This window comes from Klugiella xanthotipulae, from assembly GCF_006716695.1.
In the GTDB taxonomy this organism is placed as follows: domain Bacteria; phylum Actinomycetota; class Actinomycetes; order Actinomycetales; family Microbacteriaceae; genus Klugiella; species Klugiella xanthotipulae.
In genome coordinates this window covers 337,840-362,543 of sequence record NZ_VFPN01000003.1, presented here as the reverse complement: position 1 = coordinate 362,543, position 24,704 = coordinate 337,840, and the positions used below count along the sequence as shown (strand labels likewise).

The following is a 24,704-nucleotide window of genomic DNA, read 5'->3' as shown; positions in this document are numbered from 1 at the left end:
CTGTCCAGCAGATACAAAGGGAGATCCCCGCCAAAATTGGCGAGGATCTCCCTTTTCTTTGGGCGTGTCGCCCTCAGCCTAGTCGCGGTGTGCAGGCTCCTCCGGTCCGTACTTTGCATCCCCGACGTGATGTACGCGCATATCGTTAGTCGAGCCCACAACCCCGGGAGGAGAACCCGCAATAACGAGAACGGTGTCGCCGACGACCGCCTTGCCTGAGGACAGCAGACTCTCGTCTACCTGTAAGAACATTTCATCCGTAGAGTTCACCCGCTCAACCAGAAAACTCTCAACGCCCCAGGTGAGTTCCATTCGCCGACGGATATTGAGCGACGGGGTGAATCCCAGAATAGGAATCGGGCGACGCAGGCGAGACATCCGACGAACGGAGTCACCAGACTCGGTGAAGACGCACAGGAACTTTGCCCCGATGAAATCGGCAACCTCAGCGGCGGCCAGTGTGATCGCACCACCCTGGGTACGGGGGCGAGTACCGAGCGCGGGAATTCGCTCCAGACCGTGTTCCTCGGTGGACTCAATGATGCGTGCCATAGTTTCGACCGTAATCACGGGAAAGGCACCGACGCTTGTCTCCCCGCTCAGCATCACGGCGTCCGTTCCGTCGAGAACGGCATTGGCACAGTCAGAGGCTTCAGCACGGGTGGGGCGCGGATTTTCAATCATGGATTCTAGTACCTGAGTGGCCACGATCACGGGCTTCGCCATGCGGCGGCAGAGCTCTACAGCGCGCTTCTGCACGATAGGGACAGCCTCAAGCGGCAACTCAACGCCCAGGTCTCCTCGGGCTACCATAATGCCATCAAAGGCATCGATAATTGCTTCCAAGTTCTCCACAGCCTGCGGCTTCTCAATCTTAGCGATCACCGGAATCTTGCGATTTTCCTCTGCCATGATCTCATGTACACGAACGATATCGGTGGCGTCCCGCACAAATGAAAGGGCGATATAGTCGGCGCCAAGCTTAAGACCCCAGCGGAGATCTTCTTCGTCCTTAGCGGAGAGCGCCGGCACGTTAACGGCAACACCGGGCAGGTTAATGCCCTTATTGTTTGACACGTTTCCAGGAACCTCAACCACTGTCTTCACAGCCGTGCCATCTGTTTCCAGCACGCGCAGGGTCACCTTGCCATCGTCAACGAGGAGCGGGTCGCCAGGTTTGACATCCTGGGGCAGGCCTTTGAACGTTGTCCCACAGATATCTTTGGTGCCGACAACATCCTCGATTGTGATCGTGAAGATATCACCCTCGTTAAGATAGTGGGGGCCGTCGGCGAAGGTTCCAAGCCGAATCTTTGGGCCTTGCAGGTCTACAAGCACCGCGATGGGGCGACCGCTCTCATCTTCCGCTCGACGGAGGTTACGGTACACCCCCTCGTGAACGTTGTAGGTGCCGTGGCTAAGATTCATCCGCGCCACGTTGACTCCGGCGTTGATGAGCGCCAACGTCGTATCATAACTTGATACGGCGGGACCCCAGGTCGCGACGATCTTTGCATGCCTCATGAATTCTTACTCTTTCGATAATGGTGTGAGCACTTGGGATACGTGTCGCATCCGCTCACACGGAGGTGTTACAGGGTAAACCCGTGGTCGGTGGGCTTCACCGGTGATGGCAACACTGTCTGCCCTTCAAGGTACTCGTCAACTGCTGCGGCCGCAGCACGTCCCTCGGCGATTGCCCAAACAATCAGGGATTGTCCGCGTCCGGCATCACCGGCGACAAAAACCCCCGGATGCTCGGTGTGATAGTCAGCGCCGCGCACAACATTGCCACGACTGTCAAAGGGTACCCCTAATTGGTTGCTCAGCGTTTCACTCTCCGGGCCGGTAAATCCGAGCGCCAGGAGAACCAGATCAGCCGGAATCTCGCGCTCTGTGCCACTCCGGGGCACGCGCCTCCCCTCAACAAAATCCGTATCCGCCACACGGACTGCACGCAACTCGCCAGCCGGATTGCTCAGAAACTCAACGGTTGAGGCGAGATAGGTGCGCTCACCGCCCTCCTCGTGTGCAGTGGAAACCTCAAAAAGTATGGGTTGCATGGGCCACGGATGTGTCGGTGGGCGTTCCGGGGGCGGCTGGATACCGATTGCCAGCGACGTCACGGAAGCAGCACCCTGGCGGTGGGCCGTGCCGATACAGTCTGCCCCGGTATCACCACCGCCAAGGACAACAACGTGCTTACCCTCAGCGGTGATCTGACTAAATACGGACTCCTTGGCGGCGACGCGGTTGGCTGGCACCAGGTATTCCATTGCGAAGTGAACGCCAGGCAGGTCGCGCCCTGGGATAGCCAGATCACGCGGAACGGTGGCCCCGGTGGCCACGATAACCGCGTCATAGCGGCGGCGAAGTTCTTCCCAGGAGATGTCCACGCCAACATTGACTCCCGCTCGAAAGCGGGTGCCCTCAGCCTGCATCTGACCCAAGCGCAGATCAATGTGACGCTTCTCCATCTTGAAGTCTGGAATACCGTAGCGGAGAAGGCCGCCGATACGGTCGTCTCGCTCGTACACAGCAACCGTATGCCCTGCACGCGTAAGTTGCTGTGCAGCGGCCAAGCCAGCGGGCCCCGAACCCACCACCGCAACGGTTTTACCCGTGAGTCGTTCGGGAGGGTGCGGCTCAACCCAACCATTGCTGACAGCTTGGTCGATGATCGAAACTTCAACCTGTTTGATTGTGACGGCGGGTTGATTGATACCGAGCACGCAAGCCGACTCACAGGGCGCGGGGCATAGTCGTCCGGTGAACTCCGGAAAGTTGTTTGTCAGGTGCAGCCGCTCGATTGCAGCGCGGCCCTCACCCTGGTACATCAGGTCGTTCCACTCCGGAATGAGGTTGCCGAGTGGGCAGCCCTGATGGCAGAACGGTACGCCACAGTCCATGCAACGACCAGCCTGACGGCGCAGCTGACTTGGATCGCCCTGCTCATACACCTCCTTCCAGTCCATGAGCCGGATAGGGACGGGGCGACGGGCCGGAAGCTCTCGCTCTCGTGTTTTCAGAAACCCCTTCGGATCAGCCACCAGTCACCTCCAAAATACGAGCCCAGACGACATCTCCATCGGGGTCCAGTCCTTCGTCAACGGCCTGTTGACGGGTGTGCAAAACGGCCGCGTAGTCGCGGGGAACTACCTTCACAAACTCGTGAGATTCCAGTTCAAAATTATCGAGCATCCGTTGGGCAAGGTGCGAGCCTGTTTCAGCTACGTGAGTCTCTAAGAGGTCGCGCACGACTTCAACATCGACCTGGTCAAGCGCGGTGAGAGTAAGCTCTCCCGAGGACAGCGAATCGGTGTTCACCCTGGCCGGGTCAAGACGGTACACGTACGCTACACCGCCCGACATTCCCGCGCCAAGGTTGCGACCTGTCTCACCTAGAATCAGCGCGAGGCCTCCGGTCATGTACTCAAGTGCGTGGTCACCCACTCCCTCAACCACGGCCGTTGCTCCAGAGTTGCGTACGAGGAAACGTTCCCCCACAATTCCGCGGATGTTCAGCGATCCACTCGTGGAACCGTAGCCAATCACATTGCCCGCAATCACATTCTCCTCGGCTACGAGCATGGCGGTGGGGCTCGGTCTCACGATGATGCGTCCACCAGATAGGCCTTTGCCCACGTAATCATTGGCATCGCCCTCGAGCCGCAGTGTAATACCGGCCGGCATAAATGCCCCAAGAGATTGTCCCGCCGTGCCGTTCAGCGTCACGTTGATCGTGTCAGGGGCCAAACCCTCCTGGCCAAACCGTCGAGTAACGGCATTGCCCAACATCGTACCGACGGCACGTTCGGTATTACGGATCGGCAGCGTGATGTGCACGGGCTCACCATGCTCCAGTGCCGACTCGCTCAGCGCAATCAGCCGATTATCGAAATGCTGGTCAAGCTCGTGGTCCTGGGTGCGAGCACTGACACGCGGCTCGTACACGTCTTGCCCAATACCCGCAAGAATGGGTTCCACGTCGAGACCCGCTGCCTTCCAATGCTCGACCGCCGTGTTCGTGTTGAGTATCTCGTTATGGCCGATAGCCTCCTGGAGCGTACGGAATCCCAGCTGGGCCAGATACTCACGCACCTCTTCTGCGATGAACTCAAAAAAGTTGACCACAAACTCAGGTTTACCGCTGAAACGGCTGCGTAGCTCCGGGTTTTGTGTGGCAACACCAACGGGGCACGTATCCAGGTGACAGACGCGCATCATGATGCAGCCCTCCACGACAAGTGGGGCTGTGGCAAACCCGAACTCCTCCGCACCAAGCAGGGCTCCGATAATCACGTCACGGCCGGTCTTGAGCTGGCCGTCCACCTGCAGCACAACGCGGTCCCGCATCTTGTTGAGCATCAGAGTCTGCTGTGTCTCAGCCAAGCCCAGTTCCCAGGGCGTTCCTGCGTGCTTGAGAGAGTTCACCGGGCTGGCACCCGTACCACCGTCGTGACCGGAAACCAGGATGACATCCGATAGAGCCTTCGCAACACCGGCTGCGACCGCACCGATGCCCGACTGGCTTACCAGCTTGGTGTGGATACGGGCCCGCGGGTTAGCTCTCTTCAGATCAAAAATAAGCTGTTTGAGATCCTCGATCGAGTAGATGTCATGGTGTGGCGGAGGCGAGATCAGCCCGACTCCAGCCGTCGCATGACGGGTCCGTGCCACCCAGGGGTAGACCTTCGTGGGTGGGAGTTGCCCTCCCTCCCCTGGCTTTGCTCCCTGCGCGAGTTTGATCTGAATGTCATCTGCGTTGGTGAGATACATGCTTGTAACACCAAAGCGCCCGGAGGCGACCTGCTTAATCGCGCTGCGACGTTCAGGGTCAAGCAGCCGGTCAAGGTCCTCGCCACCCTCACCGGTATTGGATTTTGCACCCAGTCGGTTCATCGCAATGGCGAGCGTTTCGTGAGCCTCCTGGGAGATAGAACCATAGCTCATCGCCCCGGTGGAGAATCGTTTGACAATGGACGAGACCGGTTCAACCTCATCGAGTGGCACCGGAGTACGAGACTCATTAAAACGGAACATTCCACGCAGAGTCATCAACTGCTCGGACTGACCGTCCACGAGCGCGGTATATTGGCGAAAAATATCGTAGCGACGATTGCGGGTTGAGTGTTGCAACCGAAAAATCGTCTCAGGATTGAAGAGGTGAGGCGCTCCATCGCGGCGCCACTGGTATTCGCCACCGGTCTCAAGACGCTGGTGTGCCAGAGGTGCGCTGTCCTCCGGGTAGGCCTGCACATGGCGGTGGAGGTTCTCCGCCGAAATCACATCGAGTCCGATTCCGCCCAGTTTACTGGTGGTCCCCGTGAAGTAGCGCTCGATGAAGTCCTCGCTCAGGCCCAGAGCCTCAAAAGCTTGCGCACCCGCGTAGGAAGAGACGGTCGAGATGCCCATCTTGGACATGATCTTCAAGACCCCCTTACCGAGGGCCTTGATCAGATTGGCTACAGCCTTTTCCGGCGTGACACCCGTGACTCGGCCGCTACGGACCAGGTTCTCACACGTCTCCATTGCCAGGTAGGGATTGATTGCGGATGCACCGTATCCGATGAGCAAAGCTACATGGTGAACCTCACGCACGTCGCCAGCCTCAACAATCAGGCCCACCTTCATCCGGGTCGAACTGCGAATGAGGTGGTGATGGACCGCAGCCACCATGAGCAGTGATGGAATGGGAGCAAGGTCTTTGTTGGAGTCACGATCAGAGAGCACGATGAACTCCGCACCGTGATTGATGGCCGCATCAACTTCGGTGCATAGTTGAGCGAGGCGTCGTTCCATCGCATCGGTACCAGCGTCAAACCGGTACAGACCGCGCAGCGTGATCGTTCGTTCGGTGGCGACCGAATCATCAATATGTTGAAGCTTGGCAAGCTGGTCATTATCGATGACGGGAAAATCCAGAATAATCTGACGTGCATGATCAACCGAGGCCGAAAGTAAGTTGCGCTGTGGTCCTAACCCAAGACTGAGGGAGGTGACAACCTCTTCACGGATCGAATCCAGCGGCGGATTGGTTACCTGAGCAAACTGCTGCACAAAGTAGTCAAAAAGCAACCGGGGGCGTTCGGCGAGCACGGCAATCGGAGTGTCTGAACCCATCGCAGCGAGCGGTTCGGCCCCGTTCTTGGCCATCGGGGTCAGGAGAAGCCTTACCTCCTCCTCGGTGTAGCCGAAGGTTTGCTGACGGCGTGTAATCGAGGCTGGCGGGTGCACGATGTGCTCTCGCTCGGGTAACTCCGAGAGTCGGATCCGCCCCTCATTGAGCCACTCACCCCACGGCTTGAGGGAGGCGACAGATCCCTTAATCTCATCGTCTTCGATGACCCGTCCGCTTTCCGTGTCTATGAGGAACATTTTGCCGGGTTGGAGGCGCCCACGACGGACCACGCGCGCGGGGTCCACGTCAAGGACACCAGTCTCGCTACCCATCACGACAAGCCCATCATCGGTTATCAGGAATCGACCGGGGCGTAGACCGTTGCGGTCAAGTGTGGCGCCGACAAGGGTGCCATCGGTGAAGGTCAAAGCTGCCGGACCGTCCCACGGTTCCATCAGCATCGAGTGGTATTCGTAGAAATTTCTTTTATCTTGGCCGATCTCTGGCTGCTTCTCCCAGGCCTCGGGAACCATCATCATTATTGCATGTGGCAGAGAACGGCCCGACAGTGTGAGCAGTTCAAGCACCTCGTCAAAGCTAGCGGAATCACTCGCACCAGGGGTACAGATAGGCATGAGGGGTGTTAAATCGCCCAGCAGGTCTGACTCCAACTGAGACTGACGCGCTTTCATCCAGTTACGATTTCCCTCCACCGTGTTGATCTCGCCGTTGTGCGCCATCATGCGCAGAGGCTGAGCGAGCGGCCAAGACGGAAACGTATTCGTGGAATAGCGAGAGTGCACAATGGCAAACTTGGAGGCAAACCGCTCATCGCTCAGGTCAGGATAAAACGGCTCGAGCTGAAGCGTTGTTACCATGCCTTTGTACACCAGCGTCCGGGCAGAGAGAGAAATAAAATACGCGCCGAGCTCTCGCTCAACGCGCTTCCTCACCCGGAAAGTGAGCCGGTCCAGGTCGATGCCCATGAGCATGCCATCTTGACTTGCGACAAAGAATTGCTCAAATGCCGGCATCGCTTCTCGGGCCAGGGCACCAAGATTCTCCGGCACCGTTGGCACAACCCGCCAGCCGAGGATACGTAGCCCCTCCTCAACGGCAATCGCAGCGATGCGCAGCTTGATGGCGGCACGCTGAGCGTAGACCGTGGGAAGGAAAGCTACACCAACCGCGTATGAACCGCTTTCGGGGAGGTCAAAGTCAACCACCGCACGGAAAAAATCGTCAGGAATCTGGGTAAGGATACCGGCCCCATCACCCGTGCCTGCATCCGACCCAATAGCACCACGGTGTTCCAGATTTCGGAGTGCGTTGAGCGCGTTATCAATGATGTCGTGCCCAGGGGCACCGCGCAGTGTGGCTACCATCGCCAGGCCGCAGGCATCTTTCTCGGCGGCGGGGTCGTAAAGCCCTTGTTGTACGGGCATTGAGCCAACACCCAAAAATGGGTTCATCATATATTCACTACCGTCCTCACATGTCGTTGGGGTGGGACAGCGCTGGCCCGGAATATCAAGCAATTACCTCGTTCGCGCCCTCTCGGGGGCGCAAACCCGCGGCGCTGGCCAGTGCGCGCAGGCAATGACTAAGCCGGAGCGGATTCCTCGCTTGTGGCGGTCTCTTCTGCTGCAGTGTGCTGCTCGCCCGGCTCCGATTGTGAGCGGTTGAGGGAGTAGTACGCGTTTTCGTCTTCCGATGATACAACAGCCCGGGCAAAACTCGGACGATAAACGCTCGGCTCAACACCTGTGTGACGTCGTCGCTGAACGATGAAGAGCACCAGACCCAGCAGGATAGCCAGCAGGGCTGTCCAGAGGTTGACGCGAATCCCAAGGAAGACTTCGCTGGGGTCCAAACGAATCGACTCAATCGCAGCGCGACCAATGCCATACCAGACGAGGTAAAGAGCGAGCGTCTCGCCCCAGTGGGTGCGCAATCTACGCTCCACATAAAGGATGACGACTACGCCAAGTAGGTTCCAGATAATTTCATACAGAAATGTCGGGTGGAACAGCGTCCCTTCGGCAAGTCCCAGGGGGAAGGCCGGGTTGGAGGACTCAATCTCAAGACCCCAGGGCAGCGTCGTTGGGGTGCCAAAGATCTCATGATTGAACCAGTTGCCTAGACGTCCGAAAGCCTGCGCTAGGAGCAGACCGGGGACCAGCGCATCCGCAAAGGAAAGAAAACGTATGCCCGTGAATTTGCACGCAATGAGTGCGCCGACAGCGCCGCCCAGAAGGGCACCGAAGATTGCGATTCCGCCCTGGTTAACAGCAACCACGTTCCAGAAGTTTGCCCCCTCGTAAAAATAATCGTTGGGGTGTGTGAGTACGTGGTAGGCACGCGCACCGACAATGCCTAAGATCACCGTCCAAAATGCAAAATCAAGCACCACCCAGGGTTCACCGCCACGTCGGGTAAGTCGTCGGTTAGTGAGGAGAATCGCCGCCACAATACCCACCATGATGCAGAGCGCGTAGATGTGGATACGGAGACCAGCTATCGCAAAATAACTCACGTCAGGGCTGGGGATGCTCACGGGCAAGATCACCAAAAACTTCTCTCTCTTAAGCGGTTACTCGGGGGTGCAGTTGATTCTAGACCGAGGCACCGGCTGCAAGCGAGGCTGCCACGTCGGCAACCGCGCTCACTCCCCCGTCTGCAAGAGCGCGAACCAGGGCCGAGCCCACAATCGCGCCGTCAGCGTAGCTGAGGATTTCGGAAACGTGCTGCCCCGTAGAAATCCCGAGACCAACACACGCATATTCGGCTCCTACATTCCGGAGCCGACTCACGAGTTTCTGGGCGGCGTCGTCAATATCGTTTCGTGTGCCGGTGACCCCCATTGTCGAAACCGTATACACAAAGCCGCGACTTGACGCCACAGCTTGTCGCAGACGTTCATCCGTTGAGGAGGGCGCGGCTAGAAAAACACGGTCGAGACCGGTACGGTCCGATTCGGCCAGCCACTCGGCACCCTCGTCAGGAATAAGGTCAGGCGTGATCAGCCCGGCTCCACCCGCAGCGAGGAGGTCGTCGGCGAAACGCCCAACACCGTATTGCATGACGGGGTTCCAGTAGGTCATCACCAAGACGGGGGCATCAACACGTTGCTGGATTTCGCGAACGGCGGTAAACCCGTCCCTGAGTCGGAAACCGTTCTCACGGGCGCGCACGGTAGCAGCTTGAATAACGGGGCCATCCATCACGGGGTCAGAGTACGGCAAACCAAGTTCAAGGATATCGACGCCATTCTCGACGATAGCGCAGGCGGCGTCAATGCTCACCTCGAGCGAGGGGAAACCCACGGGCAGGTAGCCGATGAGCGCACCCGAACCAGCATCCCGTCGTGTGCGAATGACTTGTTCTACTGCTGAGCTCACGGGGCAATTTCTCCATCTAGAAGGTCGAAGTAGGCCGCAGCGGTTTCCATATCTTTATCGCCCCGGCCGCTGAGGCTGACCAGAATCGTGCTCTCTGGCCCACGCTCGCGGCCCAGTGTGAGCGCGCCCGCGAGGGCATGAGCCGACTCAATAGCGGGGATAATGCCCTCAGTTCGTGAGAGCAGGCGGAGAGCGTGCATGGCCTCCGCATCGGTGACGCTTCGATAGGTGGCGCGGTGAATATCAGCCAGCCAGGCGTGCTCCGGGCCAACACCCGGGTAGTCTAAGCCAGCTGAGATTGAGTGAGAGTCACGTGTCTGACCGTCTTCGTCCTGAAGCATCAGGCTGCGAGCACCGTGTAAAACGCCCGGGCGACCCATCCCGATGGTGGCCGAGTGCCTCGGTGTATCAATTCCTTCGCCCGCCGCCTCGAATCCGTATAAAGCGACAGAGGGGTCGTCAAGAAAAGCGTGGAAGATTCCGATGGCGTTGGATCCACCGCCGACACATGCGGCAACAACATCCGGCAGCTCACCCGTCAAGCTCAGAACCTGTGCGCGAGCTTCTTCTCCGATGATTTTCTGAAAATCGCGAACCATCGCGGGGAAAGGGTGTGGACCGGCAACAGTGCCAAAAATGTAGTTGGTGTGCTCGACGTTGGTCACCCAGTCACGCATAGCCTCATTAATCGCGTCCTTGAGGGTGCGCGAACCGGCTGTGACGGGGATCACCTCGGCACCCAGGAGGCGCATCCGGGCCACGTTGAGAGCCTGGCGTTCGGTGTCAACCTCCCCCATGTACACCACGCAGTCCAGGCCGAAGAGCGCAGCAGCGGTGGCCGTAGCAACACCGTGCTGGCCAGCGCCGGTTTCAGCAATTACCCGCGTCTTGCCAATACGCCGCGTCAGCAGCGCTTGGCCGAGAACGTTATTGATTTTATGGGAACCCGTGTGGTTGAGATCCTCGCGTTTGAGGATGATACGAGCACCACCAGCGTGCTCGGCAAACCGAGGAACCTCGGTAATAATTGAGGGGCGACCCGTATAGGTTCGGTGTAACTCAGTAAGTTCGGAAGCAAATGCCGGATCTTTCCGAGCTTCCGTGTAGGCAGCACTCAATTCATCCAAGGCGGCCACGAGCGACTCGGGAACAAATCGTCCACCGAAATCACCGAAGTAGGGCCCCTCTTCATCTCTTAAGCTCATGTGCTATACCGCCAAAAAATGGGCCAGGGTCGCCAAGGGATCACCAGTCACCAGTGCTTCGCCGACCAAAACGGCATCCGCGCCATCGCGACGGTAATGAGCTACATCGTCGGCTGAGTGCACAGCAGACTCGGCTACCCGTACTACACCCGAGGGAATCTGATCGGCGATGCGGCCAAAGAGATCCCGGTCCAGCTCGAAGGTGGAGAGGTTTCGAGCGTTAACGCCCACGATGCTGGCGCCGATATCGAGCGCACGCGAGACCTCGTCAGCATCGTGAGTCTCAACGAGTGCAGCCATGCCGAGCTCCCGGATAAGAGCGTATAGCTCCTGCAAGAGGGGCTGTTCAAGCGCCGCGACGATGAGGAGAACCATATCTGCCCCCGCGGCACGCGCTTCAAATACCTGATAGGGATCGGCGATAAAGTCTTTGCGTAGCACAGGGAGGCTGATCGCTTGGCGAACGGCCTCCAGGTCGGCCAGTGATCCACCGAACTTGCGTTGTTCCGTGAGAACGCTTACGGCGCTCGCCCCGCCGTCTTCGTACAGGGCGGCAAGCGCAGCCGGATCCGGGATATCGGCAAGGGCACCACGGGATGGACTCGCCCGCTTGACCTCGGCAATAATCTTGACTCTCTCCCCGGGCTGTAGGAACGCAAGAGCATCAAGAGCTGGAGCCTGCTCGTGCGCAGCGGCCTCAACGATACTGAGGGGGCGCTGCGCACGGCGAGCGGCCGCGTCTTCTAACGAGCCTGCCAATAAGGAATTCAGCACTTTAGTTATGTGCCTTAGCGACGTACTTGGGGCCGTTGACACCGTATCCAGCTTTGGACATGATGAAGCCCACCAGTGGACCCACAACAACCAGGCCAGCGCATGCCAAGACGATCATCGGCTGATGCATAAAGAATGCAACCGTACCGGCAGCCATTCCAATCAGCATCAGGACAACCGCGGTCCATGCTGCGGGTGAGTCTCCGTGGCCGGGTTCTTCGTGTTCGATACTCATGAATCTCCTAACGAAATGTACGCACCCGAGTCTATCGGGACGCAGGGGGCCTTTGCATGTTTACCACGCTGTCGCGGCTACGCAGAGGTATGCGAACCTGGTTCAGTGGGATTTGTTTTTCTGCGAATATTACCTGTAATGGGAACAATCAGTGAAGGAGAGGCCAATAGAAGCGAAGGGGCAAGCAGCTTACCGCACTAGGCGGGGCCTGAGCCTCAGTGGTAAAGAATCCTCCACTAGAAGAGAGTTCAGGAGTTGTTTGTAAGGAGGAAACGCCTGACGCCGAGTTGCTTGGCGATTGAGATAACGGCAACGGCTCGTTCGTTGGGCTATCGTCTCGAATACCTTCCAGAAGCATCGCCGCGGCGCGCTGGTTCCCGTACGTCTTTCTGGACGGCATGACGGAGTGTCGCCAACGATCGTCTGTCATCCAGGAAACGACCGGTTCTGACGTCGCGACGCTCAGAGTCTTGACCGTTTCACCAACCCGACCTGGATCGAAACCACTATCGGTACGGTAGAGTTCCGGCTCAGTGTTCCATCACGGCTCGCATCCACGCTGCAATTAGCGTGGTCGCGGTCGTCAACGCTTCTCGCTCAGGACGGTTCAGGAATGCATGATGTGTTCCCGGGAGTACGTGGTGCTGCACATCGACACCGGAGCGGATCAGCTCGGCGGCGAAGAGGTCGCCGGAGGCGCGCATGTTATCGTGCTCTGCATTGATGACAAGGGTGCTGGGGAAGCCGTAAATGTCGTGACCGCCGGGGAACCCAAGTCGGTCATCGAGCCCGAGTCGTGAACCGACGTAGTTGTGATTCGCGGCGTCGAGCGCCAGCGGTGCATGGGTGATGCGGCGGTGGCCCCGGGATCGGCCTAGACCATCGCTGGTTCGGGGGTGCCGTCCGTGAAAGGGGTCTTGGTAGCAGCGCCGTGAAAACGAGCCTTAGGCGGTTGGGTTGGGTCGGTTGCTGGTGTGGTGGCGGTAGTAGGTGGCGCGTGACCACCCGACGAGGCGTGCGGCGTCGGTGACGGTGCGACCGGCGGCGCGGGCTTGGTCGACGATGGCGAGCTTGGCTGCGACGTCGTCGGGGTCGAGGGGTGGTCGCCCGAACTTCGTGCCTGCTGCTTGGGCGGCGGTGACGCCGGCGCGGACGCGTTCGGTGATGAGCTCGCGCTCGTACTCGGCCAGGGTCGCCAGCATCCCGAGCAGCAGACGGCCGTTCGTGGTTGCGGGGTCGATGCCGTCGCTGATCGAGCGGACCCCGACCCCGCGGGTGCGCATGAGCTCGACGGTGGCCAGGACGTCGAGCAGGGATCGGCCGAGTCGGTCGATGCGCCACACCACGACGGTGTCGCCCTTGCCCGCGTACTCGAGGAGTCGGCTCATCCCTGGCCGGCCCGTCGCGGCCCGGGCGCCCGAGGTGACGTCGGCGTAGACGTCGCGCCGGGCGACCCCGGCGGCGAGGAGGGCGTCGACCTGGAGTCGGTCGTCTTGGTCGTTCGTGCTCACCCGCGTGTACCCCAGCAGTCTCATGCCCCGAATCGTCTCACAAAACTCCATCAGCCAACTTTCGGAGACAAGCGACCATGAGATGACTTTCTGAGACATTCGCCGATGACAGCATCTCGCGGTTCTCGTCGTCGAGCTCGTGGGCCTGTCGGGCGTCTCGGAAACCTACTCTTTTTCGAGACGACGCACGAAGTTCGATCACGCACCCTTGATGGTCATCGACGTCCAGGTGGCTACTGGTGGGATGTCGGGGGATACCTGTACGTTGGTGATCACCATCACAGACCCGCAGGAGGAACACATGTCCGACCCCCGCGCTTTCGTCAGCTTCGACTTCGACAACAACGCCGTTGAGAAGATCCTTTTCGCCGGTCAGGCGAAGACCGATTCACCCACGCCATTCACGATCGAGGACTGGTCGAGCAAGAGCGACCTTCCGCAGAACGAGTGGGAAGCTCTTATTGAAACAAAAATGTCCAGGACGCACATGTGCATCGTCTTGGTCGGCGAGTCCATGGCAAGTGCTACCGGCGTCGCTAAAGAGATCGCGATGGCCAAAGCCAACAACGTCCCCGTGTTCGGGGTCTACGTCGGTGGAGCGGGAACAAGTTCGACGCTTCCGACAGGGCTTGCGCGGAGCCGAACCATCGCCTGGACTTGGGCAGGCATCGCTGCAGCTGTCACCCAGATGATGGGTGAGGGTAAGAACGCATGAAACGTGCTCTATTGGTCGGAATCGACTACTACCAGGACGTCGGTCCGCTTTTTGGGTGCGTCAATGATGCCTCCTCGCTACATCCTTTGCTTGCTCGCAACGAAGATGACAGCCCGAACCTCGAGTGTCGCCTCCTCGCGGCGCGAGACGCGAATGGTCCAGTGACCCGGGACCAACTCCTGGGCGGGCTCGACGAACTACTGGCCAGTGGTCCCGCATTTGCTCTTTTCTACTTCGCCGGGCACGGTTCGCCGCGCAACGGTGACGTTACACTGGTGACCTCGGATGCGACTGAGCAGACGCCTGGGGTCGCGTTCGCTGAAGTTCTCGCCAAGATCAGCCAGTGTGCGCCACATACGGAGATTCTGGTGATCCTCGACTGCTGCTTCTCAGGGGGCGCGGGAACTATCGAGAGCCTGAACAATGGCCTGGCGAACTTGCGCAAGGGGCTCACTGTGTTGACTGCAAGCCGTGATGACCAGCCATCCGCAGAGGCCGGGGGGCGAGGCATGTTCTCAACCTACCTCGAAGGCGCACTCGAAGCTGGTGCCGCAGATGTCCTCGGACACGTGAACGTCTCAGGCCTCTACGCTTACCTGTCGGAGTCGTTCGGAGCCTGGGAGCAACGACCAACGTTCAAGGCGAACATTGATCGACTGCATGACATCCGCAAGTGTGAACCCCGAGTCCCATTGCCTACTCTGCGGAAGCTAACTGAGTGGTTTCCCAATCCCGAGGATGACTACTCTCTCGACCCCTCGTATGAGCCGACAGCCGAACCCGAGGATCTTGCGCATGAAGACATCTTTGCGGGTCTCCAAAAATACCGGGCTTGCCGGCTTGTCGAACCGGTTGACGAAGATCATTTGTACTACGCTGCAATGAACTCGAAAGGGTGTCGGCTCACTGCGCTGGGGAAGCACTACTGGCATATGGTCAAGGAAGGGCGGATATGACGCGTATTGGGATTACAGGCCATCAGGACATCCCCGCTGATGCTCTCGACTTCATCGTTGATGGTATCCGAGCGGTGCTCAGTACGCACGAGGAAGTGACCGGGTACAGCTGTCTCGCGGCCGGAGCCGACCAGTTGTTTGCAGTCGAAATTCTTCGCACTGGAGGCCAGTTGCACGTGGTGGTCCCTTGCACGGATTACGACACCACCTTCAATGATCGCGAGCTGGAGGAGTACCACGGGCTGTTTGCCTCAGCGGTCGACACAACTCGCCTTCCTTACCCGGCTCCTAGCGAGCAGGCCTATGACGCGGCAGGCCGGTACATCGTCGAGAACGTTGATCTGATGGTTGCCGTCTGGGACGGTGAACCTGCCCGCGGACAAGGTGGGACCGGTGACGTCGTAGCCTATGCCCGCGAACTAGGGGTTGAGGTGCGAGTCGTTTGGCCGCAAGGAGTCCGTAGAGACCCGGCGTCGTAGATCAAGCATCTACTGGGTGACCGGATCCGTTCCGCGTAGGGGCCGTAGCCCGTTGAAGGGTGGGGTGGTGAAGGCGTAGCGGCCGAGCATGTTGATGTGGGTGTCCACGAGCGGGGAGAGTCGGGCGAGGTCAGCGTCGGAGATCTCGCGTCCCTCGGTACGCAACGCAGTCACGGCGGCGTCGATGTAGGTGGTGTTCCAGACGACGACGGCGTTGACGACCAGTCCGAGTGCGCCGAGTTGGTCTTCCTGGTCGTCGCGGTAGCGCTGGTAGATCTGTCCGCGGCGGCCGTGGAAGATGGCTCGCACGAGCCTGTGGCGGGACTCATGGACGGTGAGTTGGTGGCCGATGCTGCGCCGGTGGGTTTCGTCGACGGGGTCGCACATGGTCAGTAGATGCTCGGTCTTGGCGATTCTCCCGTACTCGATGATGGCCGCCCCGAGCGGGGTTGGACGACCGTCACGGGCGAGCATGCGCAGGAGGTCGTAGGCGCGCACAGCGCCGGTGACAAGGGAGCCGGCCACGCGAAGCATCTCCGGCCAGTGGCGCCGGATCTTGTCCAGGTCGATCTTGTTGCGAGCGAGATCGTTCAGGGGACCGTAGTCGCTCGGGGTCCGTCCCGGTGGGTTTGCCCGCCACAGGCGGGCGTCGGAGACGTCGGCGATGCGCGGGGAGAACTTGTAGCCCAGGAGGCGGAAGATGCCGAAGACCATGTCGGAGTAGGAGGCGGTATCTGAAGCGATCATCTCGGGTTTGGGGCCGCCGTCCAGATTGAGCACCGTGTCCAGGACGTGCAGTGAGTCGCGCATCGTGCCGGGCACGACGACGGCCCCGACCCCGGCGACCTGGTCGTTGACCGCGTTGAACCACGTCAGGCCGTGCCCACGACCGAAGTACTTCGGGTTCGGACCCGCGTTGATCGTGCGAACCGGGACAGTGAACCTCAGACCGTCCACCGAGACAAGCAGACCATCCCCCCAGGAGCGCGTGATCGGGATTGCCCCTTGCGCTTCGATCAGGATCGCGTTGGCCGCCGCGTGAGTCTCGCTGCGCAGATAGTTCTGGTCGACGTGCCCGAGCCGGTCCCTGCCCAGGGCGGGGCTGGTCTCGGAAACCACCGGTGTCAGGCCGACGTTGCACGCTTCGGCGACCAGCAGCGCGGCGACCGACACCGCGAGATCCTTGACCCTGGTCCCGGCGCCGGACAGGTGGGTGTAGGCGTCCAGGAACCCGGTCCAGCCGTGCACTTCAAGCAGCAGCTCAGGTAGATCGACCTCGGGCAACATGCCGGCGACCCGTCGACGGAGCTCGTGCAACGAGGCGGGCACCTCGATCGCGTCGAGGCGGTCCATTGACAGTCGTGCCCGGTCGTCCTCGCCGATCTCTACCCGAACTGGCCCTTGGCCACCGGTGACCGACAGCCCGTCCGCCAGCGTGAGCCAGGCGGCATCCAAGCTCGCGGTGACGTCGGCGAGGTGCTCATCGACCGGCATGTCCAGGCCCAGACCGGTCAACGCCTGAGTGCGAACCTCATCCCAGCGTGGGCCTTCTAGGAGCTGGGCCCGCGGGTCGGCCCACCGCACCGACGGCTCGGCAAACACGTCGCGGCGGCGCAGCGCCGCGCGCAGCTGCTCAAGTACGCACAACACCCACGCATCACGGTCGACGTCCTGTCCGCCCTCACCCGTGAAGACCAGTCGCTGCCACCCGGGCGACACCAGCGAGGTATCCACCTCCTCGCGACGCACCCGCCGCCGCTGTCGCATCCCACCCAAGCCCTGCGCCGCCGCCAGCACAGCGGCGCCCTCAGCCGTAGCCAGCAAGGGCAGTGCCGCACCCAGCAACGGCAAGAACGGCGCGACCGTGCGGTACCGACGTGACATCTGCTCGCGTAGCTCAGACTGCTCACCCACCTCGGCAGGAACCAGCTCGCCGACCTTCGCTGCCGCAGCCGCGATCTGCTCGCGCGGAGCGACCTGCTCCAAAGCCGCCCACACTGCCTCCACGTCGAGCACGATGTTCTCGTCGTCGGCGTCCAGAACATCGACCAGTGCCCGACTCACCCGCGCCAGCACCGTCGACGCCTTCTCCAGCTCCGGCATACGCTTGGCCCGGTCCTCAGCGACCGCCCGCCGCGACGGATTGACTACCCGCCGAGTGATCAGCACATCGAACAGGTCCAGCGCGTCATCCACAGCCCGGCTCTCCAGCGACCACACCGCAGCCACCAACGTCGCAGTACGTCGCGGCTCTGCCAAGCGCCGCAACCGTTGCGACTTGGCCTTAAGCCCGTACCGGGCCAGGACCTGCAACCTCGACGCCGGCACGCCAGAGACGTCAACCGCACCAGCCCCCAGCGCCCGCACCGCCTGCACACGCGCAAGCGCACGGTCCATCTCCTTGCCCGACGTACGCGTCGGCGAGGTACGAAGCCGCTCCAGCTCACTACTTCGCTCCCCAGCACCCACCACCAACAACCCGCGCAACCGCGACCCCATCGACGGGTCCACCAAGTCCGCTGCATCAGCCAGATGCTCGTACAGACGGGTGTGAGCGGCCTCGCGAGACTGCTGGACGACCCGGACCAACGTCGTCACCCCAGGCAACAACACCCGGCGTCGGCGCAGCCAGGCTGTCGCCCGGTCGAACAGCGCATGAGGACCCTCCCCGTGTGTCCAGGCCCGCGCCTCGACGAACACCCTCAGCTCGCTAGCCAGCTCCTCACCCAGATCACGGAACCCATACACCCGGCGGATCTCCCGCGCATGCACACGCGCAGTCGCCTCCCGCTCCGAATACCCCTTGATCACCGACGGATCAACAACATCGAGCTGCCCAGCCACGAAGTCCAACACCGCCGTCGGAACCTCCAGAGGGTCAACCAGAAACGTGCCCAGGAACCGCACCGTTCCCAACTGCACCGCGAACCCCAACCGATTCTGCTCACCGCGGTGTCGCCCGACCAGCGCCAGGTCCGCGTCATCAAGGAAGAAGAAGCGCTCCAGCTCCGACCGCGACGGATCACCCACGAACCGTCCGAAAGCCGCAGCCTGCTCATCACTCAGAAACTCCACCGGCATGACAGTCACCCTACCCAGACAACCCACCAACCAGGCTAAACGCTCGTTTTCACGCCGCTGCTACCAAGACCCCTGAAAGAAACCGTACGCGAGGACGGCCCCGACGGCGCCGGTCCCCTCTTCGAGCGCACGGAGATTCGCTGCGGCAGCGAGGCATGCGCCCGCGCTTGCGCCACCCAGGACCACGCCATCCGGCGACTCAGCACCTACCTCCCGGTGGGCGTCGAGCACATCATCCAGCGCGAGTGGGTACCTTCCTCGGGTGCGTCCAGCCCACGACCTCACCCACGGCATCCCCGGAGGCGGCGCAAGACGATAGTCCACCGTCGCGACGGTGATCCCCTGTCGCGCGAGCGCCTCGCCGACTGCGTGGGCCTCCGGCTGATCGAGGCCGCCGCGAAAGAAGCCACCACCGTGCAGCCAGAGGAGAGTTGGTCGGGGAACGTTTGAAACGCTTGGTGGGCGATACCACCGGACGGGAACGCGTTGCGCTATCTCTGACATAGTGGGAGGCCTCTACGTCCGCCGCGATCGCGCGGTACCAACCAGCCCCACGATAAGACCGTCGATGAAGAGTATAACGGAAAGAGCGGTGACGACCAGGAGTCCGAGCACCGAAGGCACGTCGCCTACCTGCTGTTCATCGATCCAGGTTCCCAACGCAGTGCCACAGATGATCAGCAGAGCCGCCGAGATAGCGCCGATCCCAGCGATGACCCATCCCCAAACCATTCTGAGCATGACTCCACTCTCGCAGGGTTGAATCCGAGTCTTCTGGGAGCGCCAGAAAGGATCGTTTCCCGGACGTACCCAACATGATGCGGGTTCCATCCACAGGACGAGGAACCGCTCACCCCTGCGGTTGAGAACTGAAAAGATCGGGTCCCCAGTATGCTTACTCGGGAGAAGCCATGAGGTCTGGTCATCCTAGACAGCCGTGCACATGCCACCAGGTATGCGAGGGCGGCCGCGAGTTGGCTGATCATCCATTTGTCAGCGTCTTGGTGGGCGCAGCTCACCGCCGCGGTCGCGTTCAACGGCTATGGCCGAGTTACCGCTCATCGGTGCGAGGCGGGTGGAATTGACGACGTTGAGCATCGACTTGGAGGACTTATGGCGCAGGATGATAACTTTCTCGAGGTGATCGCTGCTGAGGTGGCACATGATCCGCAGAATATGGCGCTGCGAGAGGACTTCATCACGCTGCTGCTGCAGCACGATGTAGATCGTGCGGCCCAGGAGGTGACGGCCTTCGAGGCGCATGGTGGCGATCCGGCGCGCGTGGGTCTGCTGCGGGCTCGCGTGATGGCAACTCGGTTGCGTGGGGCGACGTCGGCACCGCCTGGACCCGTCGAGCCTGACCCTGCGTCGGTGGTGGCACCAGCAGCGCACGATCTGGTGGATGACGACCTCGACCAGGAGGACGACCTCGACCACCCCGCACTGTGGGATGCTGAACGCCCGACCGTCACCCTATCTGACGTCGCAGGCCTCGCTGACGTCAAGCAGCATCTGGATTCGACATTCCTCGCTCCGCTGCGTAACCCGGAACTCGCCGCTGCCTTCGGCCAGAAGCCTGGTGGTTCGTTGCTGATGTACGGCCCACCGGGCTGCGGGAAGACCTTCATCGCCAAGGCGATCGCTGGTGACCTGGGCGCCTCCTTCATCCACGTGACGCTCGCGGACCTGCTGAGCAAGTGGATCGGGGACAGCGAGAAGGCGATCCAGAGCGTGTTCCGAGACGCGCGCGCCGCGGGGACTTGCGTGATCTTCTTCGACGAGTTCGACGCCCTCGGTGGTCGGCGCACCTCCGGCAGCGGGTCGCAGTGGACGCGCATGGTCGTGACCCAGCTGCTTGAAGAACTCGACGGGGTCACCAGCAACAACGACGGCGTCTACTTCCTGGCGGCCACCAACCGGCCGTGGGACATCGACCCGGCGCTGCGGCGTCCAGGACGCATCGACAAGACCGTGCTCGTGCTGCCGCCGGACGCGGTCGCACGCGCCGCCATCTTGCAGGGCGACCTTGAGGGCAAGCCCGCCGACGGCGTCGACGTCACCAAAGTCGCCGCAGCGACCGAGGGATTCTCCGGCGCTGACATTTCACAGGTAGCCACCATCGCGTTGCAGCAGTCGTTGACCGCATCGATGAGCGCGGGCGCAATCGTGCCGGTCACCACCCAAGCGCTGCTCGATGCGGCGGCCAGTCTCACCCCGTCGACAACCTCGTGGTTTGACCAGATCACCCCGGTGCTCGACTACGGCATCGACGACGGCACCTTCGCCCAGCTTCGCGCCTACCGTGTGAAGAACGGCATGCGATGAACGAGCCGCGCGACATCGAACGGGCAGCGATTGAACACGACCGCGACCTCGCATGGGCGCTGTTCGAGGCCCAGCCCAAGCACCCGAGAATCCCGCAACTCACCCAGAGCGTCCTTGCTCGCGTTCCCGAGTTCACCGGCATGATCATCCTGCTGGCCAGGCATCGAAAGGCATGTGGAGAGAAAGACGAGGCCCGCCAACTACTTCAGGAGCTGATCGGGCAGCGCGACCGTCAGTACCTCAACGCCCTGCGCGACCTACGAGACCTCGAATACTCCGAAGGTCGCTACGTCGAGTGCCTGCGACTGGCACAGCTGGTCCTGCAGGAGGACCCGGAGAGCGACTGGGAAGATTTCATTGATCTCGGTGCCGCAATGGTCTTTCCGATAGATCCTGAGACTGGCTGGGCGTTGATCGATGATGCCGTCGAGATGTGCGCCCGCACCGACCCCGATAACTACGCCACCGCGCTCGGGCTACGTGCTGCACATTTCCTTGCCTTCGGCGTCCCGCCGGACCGGTTCCTCGTGGCAGCGGAGCAGGCGATCGAGGCAGACCCGACCCAGTCGGTGATTGCGACGGCCTTGGCCTACGCGTATTTGTACAGTTACCGCCTTGAGGATGCGTCCGAGATTCTCTCACGCGTGCTTCGCGAAGACCCCACCGACGAGTTCGCTCAAGCCGCGATGTCCGTGGCCAAGGCGATGTTGGCCCCACTTGAGAGTGGTGCCGGGACGATGGATGACCTGCGCAGTGCTGGCGCAGGTGAGATCGCGTGGCGCATCCTGCGGGACAAATCATTCGGCACCAGTGTCGACGAAGCGCTCCTAGCGCTAGAGGCCGTGATGCCGGACGACCTCGCCCAGTCGCTGCGTCCACCGTTGAGTCGGGAGGAAGCCCGGGAGAGCCGCGGGGAAGATAAGGTCATCGCCTGGCACGATGGTCAGGTGCCCGGTACCGGCGAACTGTGGGGCCAGGGGTGGCCTTTCCGCCTAATGACCGCCGCTGAGATCGGTGAGATGGACGAGGCGATTGAGCAACACCCTCAGGACTGGCCGCAGTGGAAAAACGAGAGCGAGTACTACCAACAAATCTTCACCGACGACGCCGGGGCGTACCTCATCGAGGGCCCCGGCGGGCGGTTGTATCGTCGCGGCACCCGGGAGGCAGACCAGGAGATAGCGGCGAGCCTGTCCGACTGGCTCTGGGACCGCGTCGCCGCCTTCGGCGGACACGACCCCCGGCCCGGCCGGGCCGGTCGCATGCGCTAGAGCACCCCACCGAGCAGAAGTGTTCTCGACGACGTGGAGGCGATGCCTCAGCTCTGGATATCGGCACCTCAGGTGACAGGATGTGTGCATGTCTGAAACGCCAGCCACTCTCTTCGCATTTCGCGATGACACTGGCCGCGAGGAGGTCCTGCCGATCAACCATCCCGACACCGGTTTTCGGCAGTTCACACGCTTTGTCAAGGAAGCCGCCGCTCAGGAGTACTCAGTCGAGAAGACGGAGACCGGCGAGCGGTTGACGATTGAGCCGGGTAGAGGCCTCATGACTCGCTTCAGCGGGCCGGACTCGTCGATCACGGAATACCTGATTGACGAGAGGCCTAGGCTGATCGGGAGCGCGCGCACGTTCCTCAAGGGGGGGATGCACGGCGCTCAACCGGCTCGCCGCAGGTCTCAGACCTTGGCTCCGCGACCCCGCTGATCTGGAGTTCTCGCCCGAGGAGCGGGGCACCGCTCGGGCCCGGGCCGTTCAGACCGAAGCGGAAGCGATCCATTGAGGTCATGGGCATCTGGGAAGTATGCGGCCATGTTGACGACACGATGAACCCGCCGAACGGGCACTACGTCATTCTTCGATGGTCACGCCGTTGACGATGTCAACGATCTGGAACGACGGGCTGTACTCAGGGTGCTCATACCCTTTCTCGGCCTCGAACAAGTCTCGGCACCGCCAGGCGCGTCCAAAGGTGCACTGTGGGTGCGCGCCAATCCACGCCTCGATGCCGTCGCAGAGAACTACTCGTAGCACCGCGATGCCGGTTGACCGCGAAACGCGCGGCCTGCACTGGTCACAGCAAGATGTTCGAGAACAGGCGCCGCTCCAGCAGCTCTAGCTCCGACTCGTCGTTGACGAACCCAATCCGCCAGCGCTGGGCGACGAGGAAGACGCCTGCCTCCCACTCGGCGCGCTCTCTCAAACCGGTGACCCACTCGGTGTCGTTCCCCGAGACCACTACTTGGACGCCCTTACGGACGAGTGCGACGATGACGTCGTTCGTCGTCTCGCCGGGGACGGCGCCGGAGAGCAGGAGTCGTTCGAGTCGAGGCAGTTCCATCAGGAACGAACAGTCCTCTCCGTCCAGGTTGAGTTCCAACCGTCGTACCGGGAGAGTGGCTAGCTGGGTGAGGTCGGCGTTGTGTGTCGTCCCGTTCAGATGCAGCTCGGTCAGCTCTGTCAGTCCCAGCAGAGGTGCCACGCTGAGCAGGCCGGGCTCGGCCTGCGCGGCGGCCCAGAGTGTCGTTAACCCGGTGCACTCGGCCAGCGGCGACAGGTCCGCTGGACCGCAAAACCCCACCTTCAAGCTGGTCAAACCGCTCACGGCACCGATGCCCTCGATGGATGAGGCGAACCCGAGATCGAGGCGCCACGGTGCCTGTCGGAACATCGTCGCTGCGAAGTCGCGCCGGTCGAACCGCCCCCAGGCCTTGTGCAGCTCGTCGAGGACCTTGTCGGGATAGCTCTCGCAGGCGTACTGGCCAAGCACCTCCAGCGCCTGCGGTGTGGCGATCTGACCGAGGGCCCGGATGGCGGCAAGGCGAGCCGTCGCCTTCTGTTTCTCGTACGGCGCCAGCACACCTAGGTCACCGTCGCCGTGCGTGCTCAGCCAGGCCTTGACCTCGGAGATTCGCTGCGGCGCGTCCGGCTGCGCCACCTGCGGAGCGGGCGCGGCTGTTGCGCTGCGACCAGCTGCTCTGTGCCTGGCAGCGCTACGACGGATCGTCGCCAGGTGCGTCTCGGACCAGTCCAGGTGGGCGAGCCTGCCAGCGACCCGGTCCACCACCTCGATGTCCGCACGAGCGGCCAGTGTCAACAACGCAAGGGTCGTCGTGTCCACTCTCAAGACGGCGACCAACCTCGCAAGGGTGGGGTCCATCCCCGGAACAGGGGACGAGTCCAAACCGAGGGTGCTGGCCATGCTCGAGTCGTCGATCAGCGCTAGCGCGGCAGCCTCGAGGTCAGGGGCCGCCGGCATCTTGGCGATACCTTTGATGAGGTTCGGATAGTTCACGTAGCGCGACACCTTGGCGGTGAAGTCGGCAGCCGTAGCAGGCCCGACATGCCGGGCGAGAGCGGCCTCGATGGGGTCGTCGGTCATGACCAGTTCTCCAGTGTCGTCGTCGATTCATGGCGCAATTGGCTGCCCCCGCCACTCGGGGTGGTAATGCAGTGTAGCAGTGTGGATGTCGCAGGTAGCGAACTTGCTGTTAGCGAACGGCTTGATGTACGCCGCTCTGCTCACAGAACGGGGTGTTACCTACCTGCAGGGGTCGGTACCCGGTCGGGCCGAACTGGGCGATTTCGCCTTCAATATCGGCCTCGATGGCTTCGAAGAGGTTGATGTTCCCGCTGTGCGCCGGGAAGATGCGGGCTAGTTCTACTGTCCAGGGACATTGATTGAACCACTGCAGTCGTTGACGAATAGGTGAGGGCCTCCGGTTCACAGTGGTGTTACTGACACAAAGACTGAAACCAGGGCCCATATGCCGGACCGTTCCTCTCGCCCGCATCAATCCCCAACGAAAACCTCGCCGGTTGGTGGGCAAAATCGTTCATTGACGGTGGAAGCAGAGCCTGGGAGCGATGGGATCGCGGGGAAAGTCAGGCTACCAGC

21 protein-coding genes are annotated in these 24,704 nt (G+C 61.3%); 7 read left to right on the top strand and 14 right to left on the bottom strand.

Features of this window, described 5'->3' with window-relative positions:
* Positions 1-78 precede the first annotated feature (78 nt).
* The 10 genes from pyk to FB466_RS11055 all read right to left on the bottom strand — a co-directional run bounded on the left by pyk (position 79) and on the right by FB466_RS11055 (position 13,271).
* Positions 79-1,524, bottom strand: a complete 1,446-nt coding sequence (gene pyk, locus FB466_RS11100) for a pyruvate kinase (protein ID WP_141918464.1) — start codon at positions 1,522-1,524, stop codon at positions 79-81.
* Between the two features lie 68 nt (positions 1,525-1,592).
* Positions 1,593-3,050: a glutamate synthase subunit beta gene (locus tag FB466_RS11095; protein ID WP_141918463.1), complete on the bottom strand. Its 1,458-nt coding sequence runs from the start codon at positions 3,048-3,050 to the stop codon at positions 1,593-1,595.
* Positions 3,043-7,596 carry a glutamate synthase large subunit gene (gene gltB / locus FB466_RS11090; RefSeq protein WP_141918462.1) on the bottom strand — a complete coding sequence of 1,518 codons (4,554 nt, stop codon included), beginning with the start codon at positions 7,594-7,596 and terminating at the stop codon, positions 3,043-3,045. Before gltB ends, FB466_RS11095 begins: the two co-directional genes overlap by 8 nt.
* A gap of 128 nt (positions 7,597-7,724) precedes the next feature.
* On the bottom strand, positions 7,725-8,678 hold the full coding sequence (gene lgt, locus FB466_RS11085) for a prolipoprotein diacylglyceryl transferase (protein WP_425460909.1): 954 nt from the start codon (positions 8,676-8,678) through the stop codon (positions 7,725-7,727).
* A 58-nt stretch (positions 8,679-8,736) separates the two neighbouring features.
* Positions 8,737-9,522: a tryptophan synthase subunit alpha gene (gene trpA, locus FB466_RS11080; protein ID WP_141918461.1), complete on the bottom strand. Its 786-nt coding sequence runs from the start codon at positions 9,520-9,522 to the stop codon at positions 8,737-8,739.
* Complete coding sequence (gene trpB / locus FB466_RS11075) at positions 9,519-10,727, bottom strand: tryptophan synthase subunit beta (protein ID WP_141918460.1); 1,209 nt, start codon at positions 10,725-10,727, stop codon at positions 9,519-9,521. The genes trpA and trpB overlap by 4 nt, the downstream gene beginning before the upstream one ends.
* A gap of 3 nt (positions 10,728-10,730) precedes the next feature.
* Positions 10,731-11,501: an indole-3-glycerol phosphate synthase TrpC gene (trpC, locus tag FB466_RS11070; protein WP_141918459.1), complete on the bottom strand. Its 771-nt coding sequence runs from the start codon at positions 11,499-11,501 to the stop codon at positions 10,731-10,733.
* A gap of 1 nt (position 11,502) precedes the next feature.
* Positions 11,503-11,736: a DUF6704 family protein gene (locus FB466_RS11065; RefSeq protein ID WP_141918458.1), complete on the bottom strand. Its 234-nt coding sequence runs from the start codon at positions 11,734-11,736 to the stop codon at positions 11,503-11,505.
* Positions 11,737-12,266: 530 nt separating this feature from the next.
* A complete protein-coding gene (locus FB466_RS11060; RefSeq protein ID WP_246054660.1) occupies positions 12,267-12,572 on the bottom strand; it encodes an alpha/beta hydrolase in 306 nt (101 codons plus the stop codon).
* A 108-nt stretch (positions 12,573-12,680) separates the two neighbouring features.
* Positions 12,681-13,271, bottom strand: coding sequence for a recombinase family protein (locus tag FB466_RS11055; RefSeq protein WP_141918716.1), 591 nt, complete (start codon positions 13,269-13,271; stop codon positions 12,681-12,683).
* A gap of 277 nt (positions 13,272-13,548) precedes the next feature.
* On the opposite strand from FB466_RS11055, the gene FB466_RS11050 reads away from it, so the two are divergent.
* From FB466_RS11050 to FB466_RS11040, 3 genes are read left to right on the top strand one after another with little or no spacing between them, the layout of a single operon-like run.
* Positions 13,549-13,962, top strand: a complete 414-nt coding sequence (locus FB466_RS11050; protein WP_141918457.1) for a TIR domain-containing protein — start codon at positions 13,549-13,551, stop codon at positions 13,960-13,962.
* The gene (locus FB466_RS11045; protein WP_141918456.1) at positions 13,959-14,918 is read left to right on the top strand and encodes a caspase family protein; all 960 of its coding nucleotides are present in this window, start codon (positions 13,959-13,961) and stop codon (positions 14,916-14,918) included. The genes FB466_RS11050 and FB466_RS11045 overlap by 4 nt, the downstream gene beginning before the upstream one ends.
* The gene (locus tag FB466_RS11040; RefSeq protein WP_141918455.1) at positions 14,915-15,397 is read left to right on the top strand and encodes a hypothetical protein; all 483 of its coding nucleotides are present in this window, start codon (positions 14,915-14,917) and stop codon (positions 15,395-15,397) included. Before FB466_RS11045 ends, FB466_RS11040 begins: the two co-directional genes overlap by 4 nt.
* A gap of 9 nt (positions 15,398-15,406) precedes the next feature.
* Here FB466_RS11040 and FB466_RS11035 read toward each other — a convergent pair whose 3' ends face one another.
* From FB466_RS11035 to FB466_RS11025, 3 genes are read right to left on the bottom strand one after another with little or no spacing between them, the layout of a single operon-like run.
* The gene (locus FB466_RS11035; protein WP_141918454.1) at positions 15,407-18,478 is read right to left on the bottom strand and encodes a Tn3 family transposase; all 3,072 of its coding nucleotides are present in this window, start codon (positions 18,476-18,478) and stop codon (positions 15,407-15,409) included.
* A 60-nt stretch (positions 18,479-18,538) separates the two neighbouring features.
* A complete protein-coding gene (locus tag FB466_RS11030) occupies positions 18,539-18,982 on the bottom strand; it encodes an alpha/beta hydrolase fold domain-containing protein (protein ID WP_141918453.1) in 444 nt (147 codons plus the stop codon).
* A gap of 12 nt (positions 18,983-18,994) precedes the next feature.
* Complete coding sequence (locus FB466_RS11025; protein WP_141918452.1) at positions 18,995-19,219, bottom strand: hypothetical protein; 225 nt, start codon at positions 19,217-19,219, stop codon at positions 18,995-18,997.
* Between the two features lie 372 nt (positions 19,220-19,591).
* Between FB466_RS11025 and FB466_RS11020 the strand changes: the two genes are divergently transcribed.
* From FB466_RS11020 to FB466_RS11010, 3 genes are all read left to right on the top strand, one after another.
* On the top strand, positions 19,592-20,803 hold the full coding sequence (locus FB466_RS11020; protein ID WP_141918451.1) for an ATP-binding protein: 1,212 nt from the start codon (positions 19,592-19,594) through the stop codon (positions 20,801-20,803).
* Positions 20,800-22,074, top strand: coding sequence for a tetratricopeptide repeat protein (locus FB466_RS11015; RefSeq protein WP_141918450.1), 1,275 nt, complete (start codon positions 20,800-20,802; stop codon positions 22,072-22,074). Before FB466_RS11020 ends, FB466_RS11015 begins: the two co-directional genes overlap by 4 nt.
* A gap of 88 nt (positions 22,075-22,162) precedes the next feature.
* Positions 22,163-22,513, top strand: coding sequence for a hypothetical protein (locus FB466_RS11010; RefSeq protein WP_141918449.1), 351 nt, complete (start codon positions 22,163-22,165; stop codon positions 22,511-22,513).
* A 367-nt stretch (positions 22,514-22,880) separates the two neighbouring features.
* Here FB466_RS11010 and FB466_RS11005 read toward each other — a convergent pair whose 3' ends face one another.
* Positions 22,881-24,188 (bottom strand): hypothetical protein, encoded by a 1,308-nt coding sequence (locus tag FB466_RS11005; protein WP_141918448.1) that lies wholly within the window; start codon positions 24,186-24,188, stop codon positions 22,881-22,883.
* Between the two features lie 85 nt (positions 24,189-24,273).
* On the opposite strand from FB466_RS11005, the gene FB466_RS11000 reads away from it, so the two are divergent.
* On the top strand, positions 24,274-24,465 hold the full coding sequence (locus tag FB466_RS11000) for a hypothetical protein (RefSeq protein WP_141918447.1): 192 nt from the start codon (positions 24,274-24,276) through the stop codon (positions 24,463-24,465).
* The last annotated feature ends 239 nt before the right edge of the window (positions 24,466-24,704 follow it).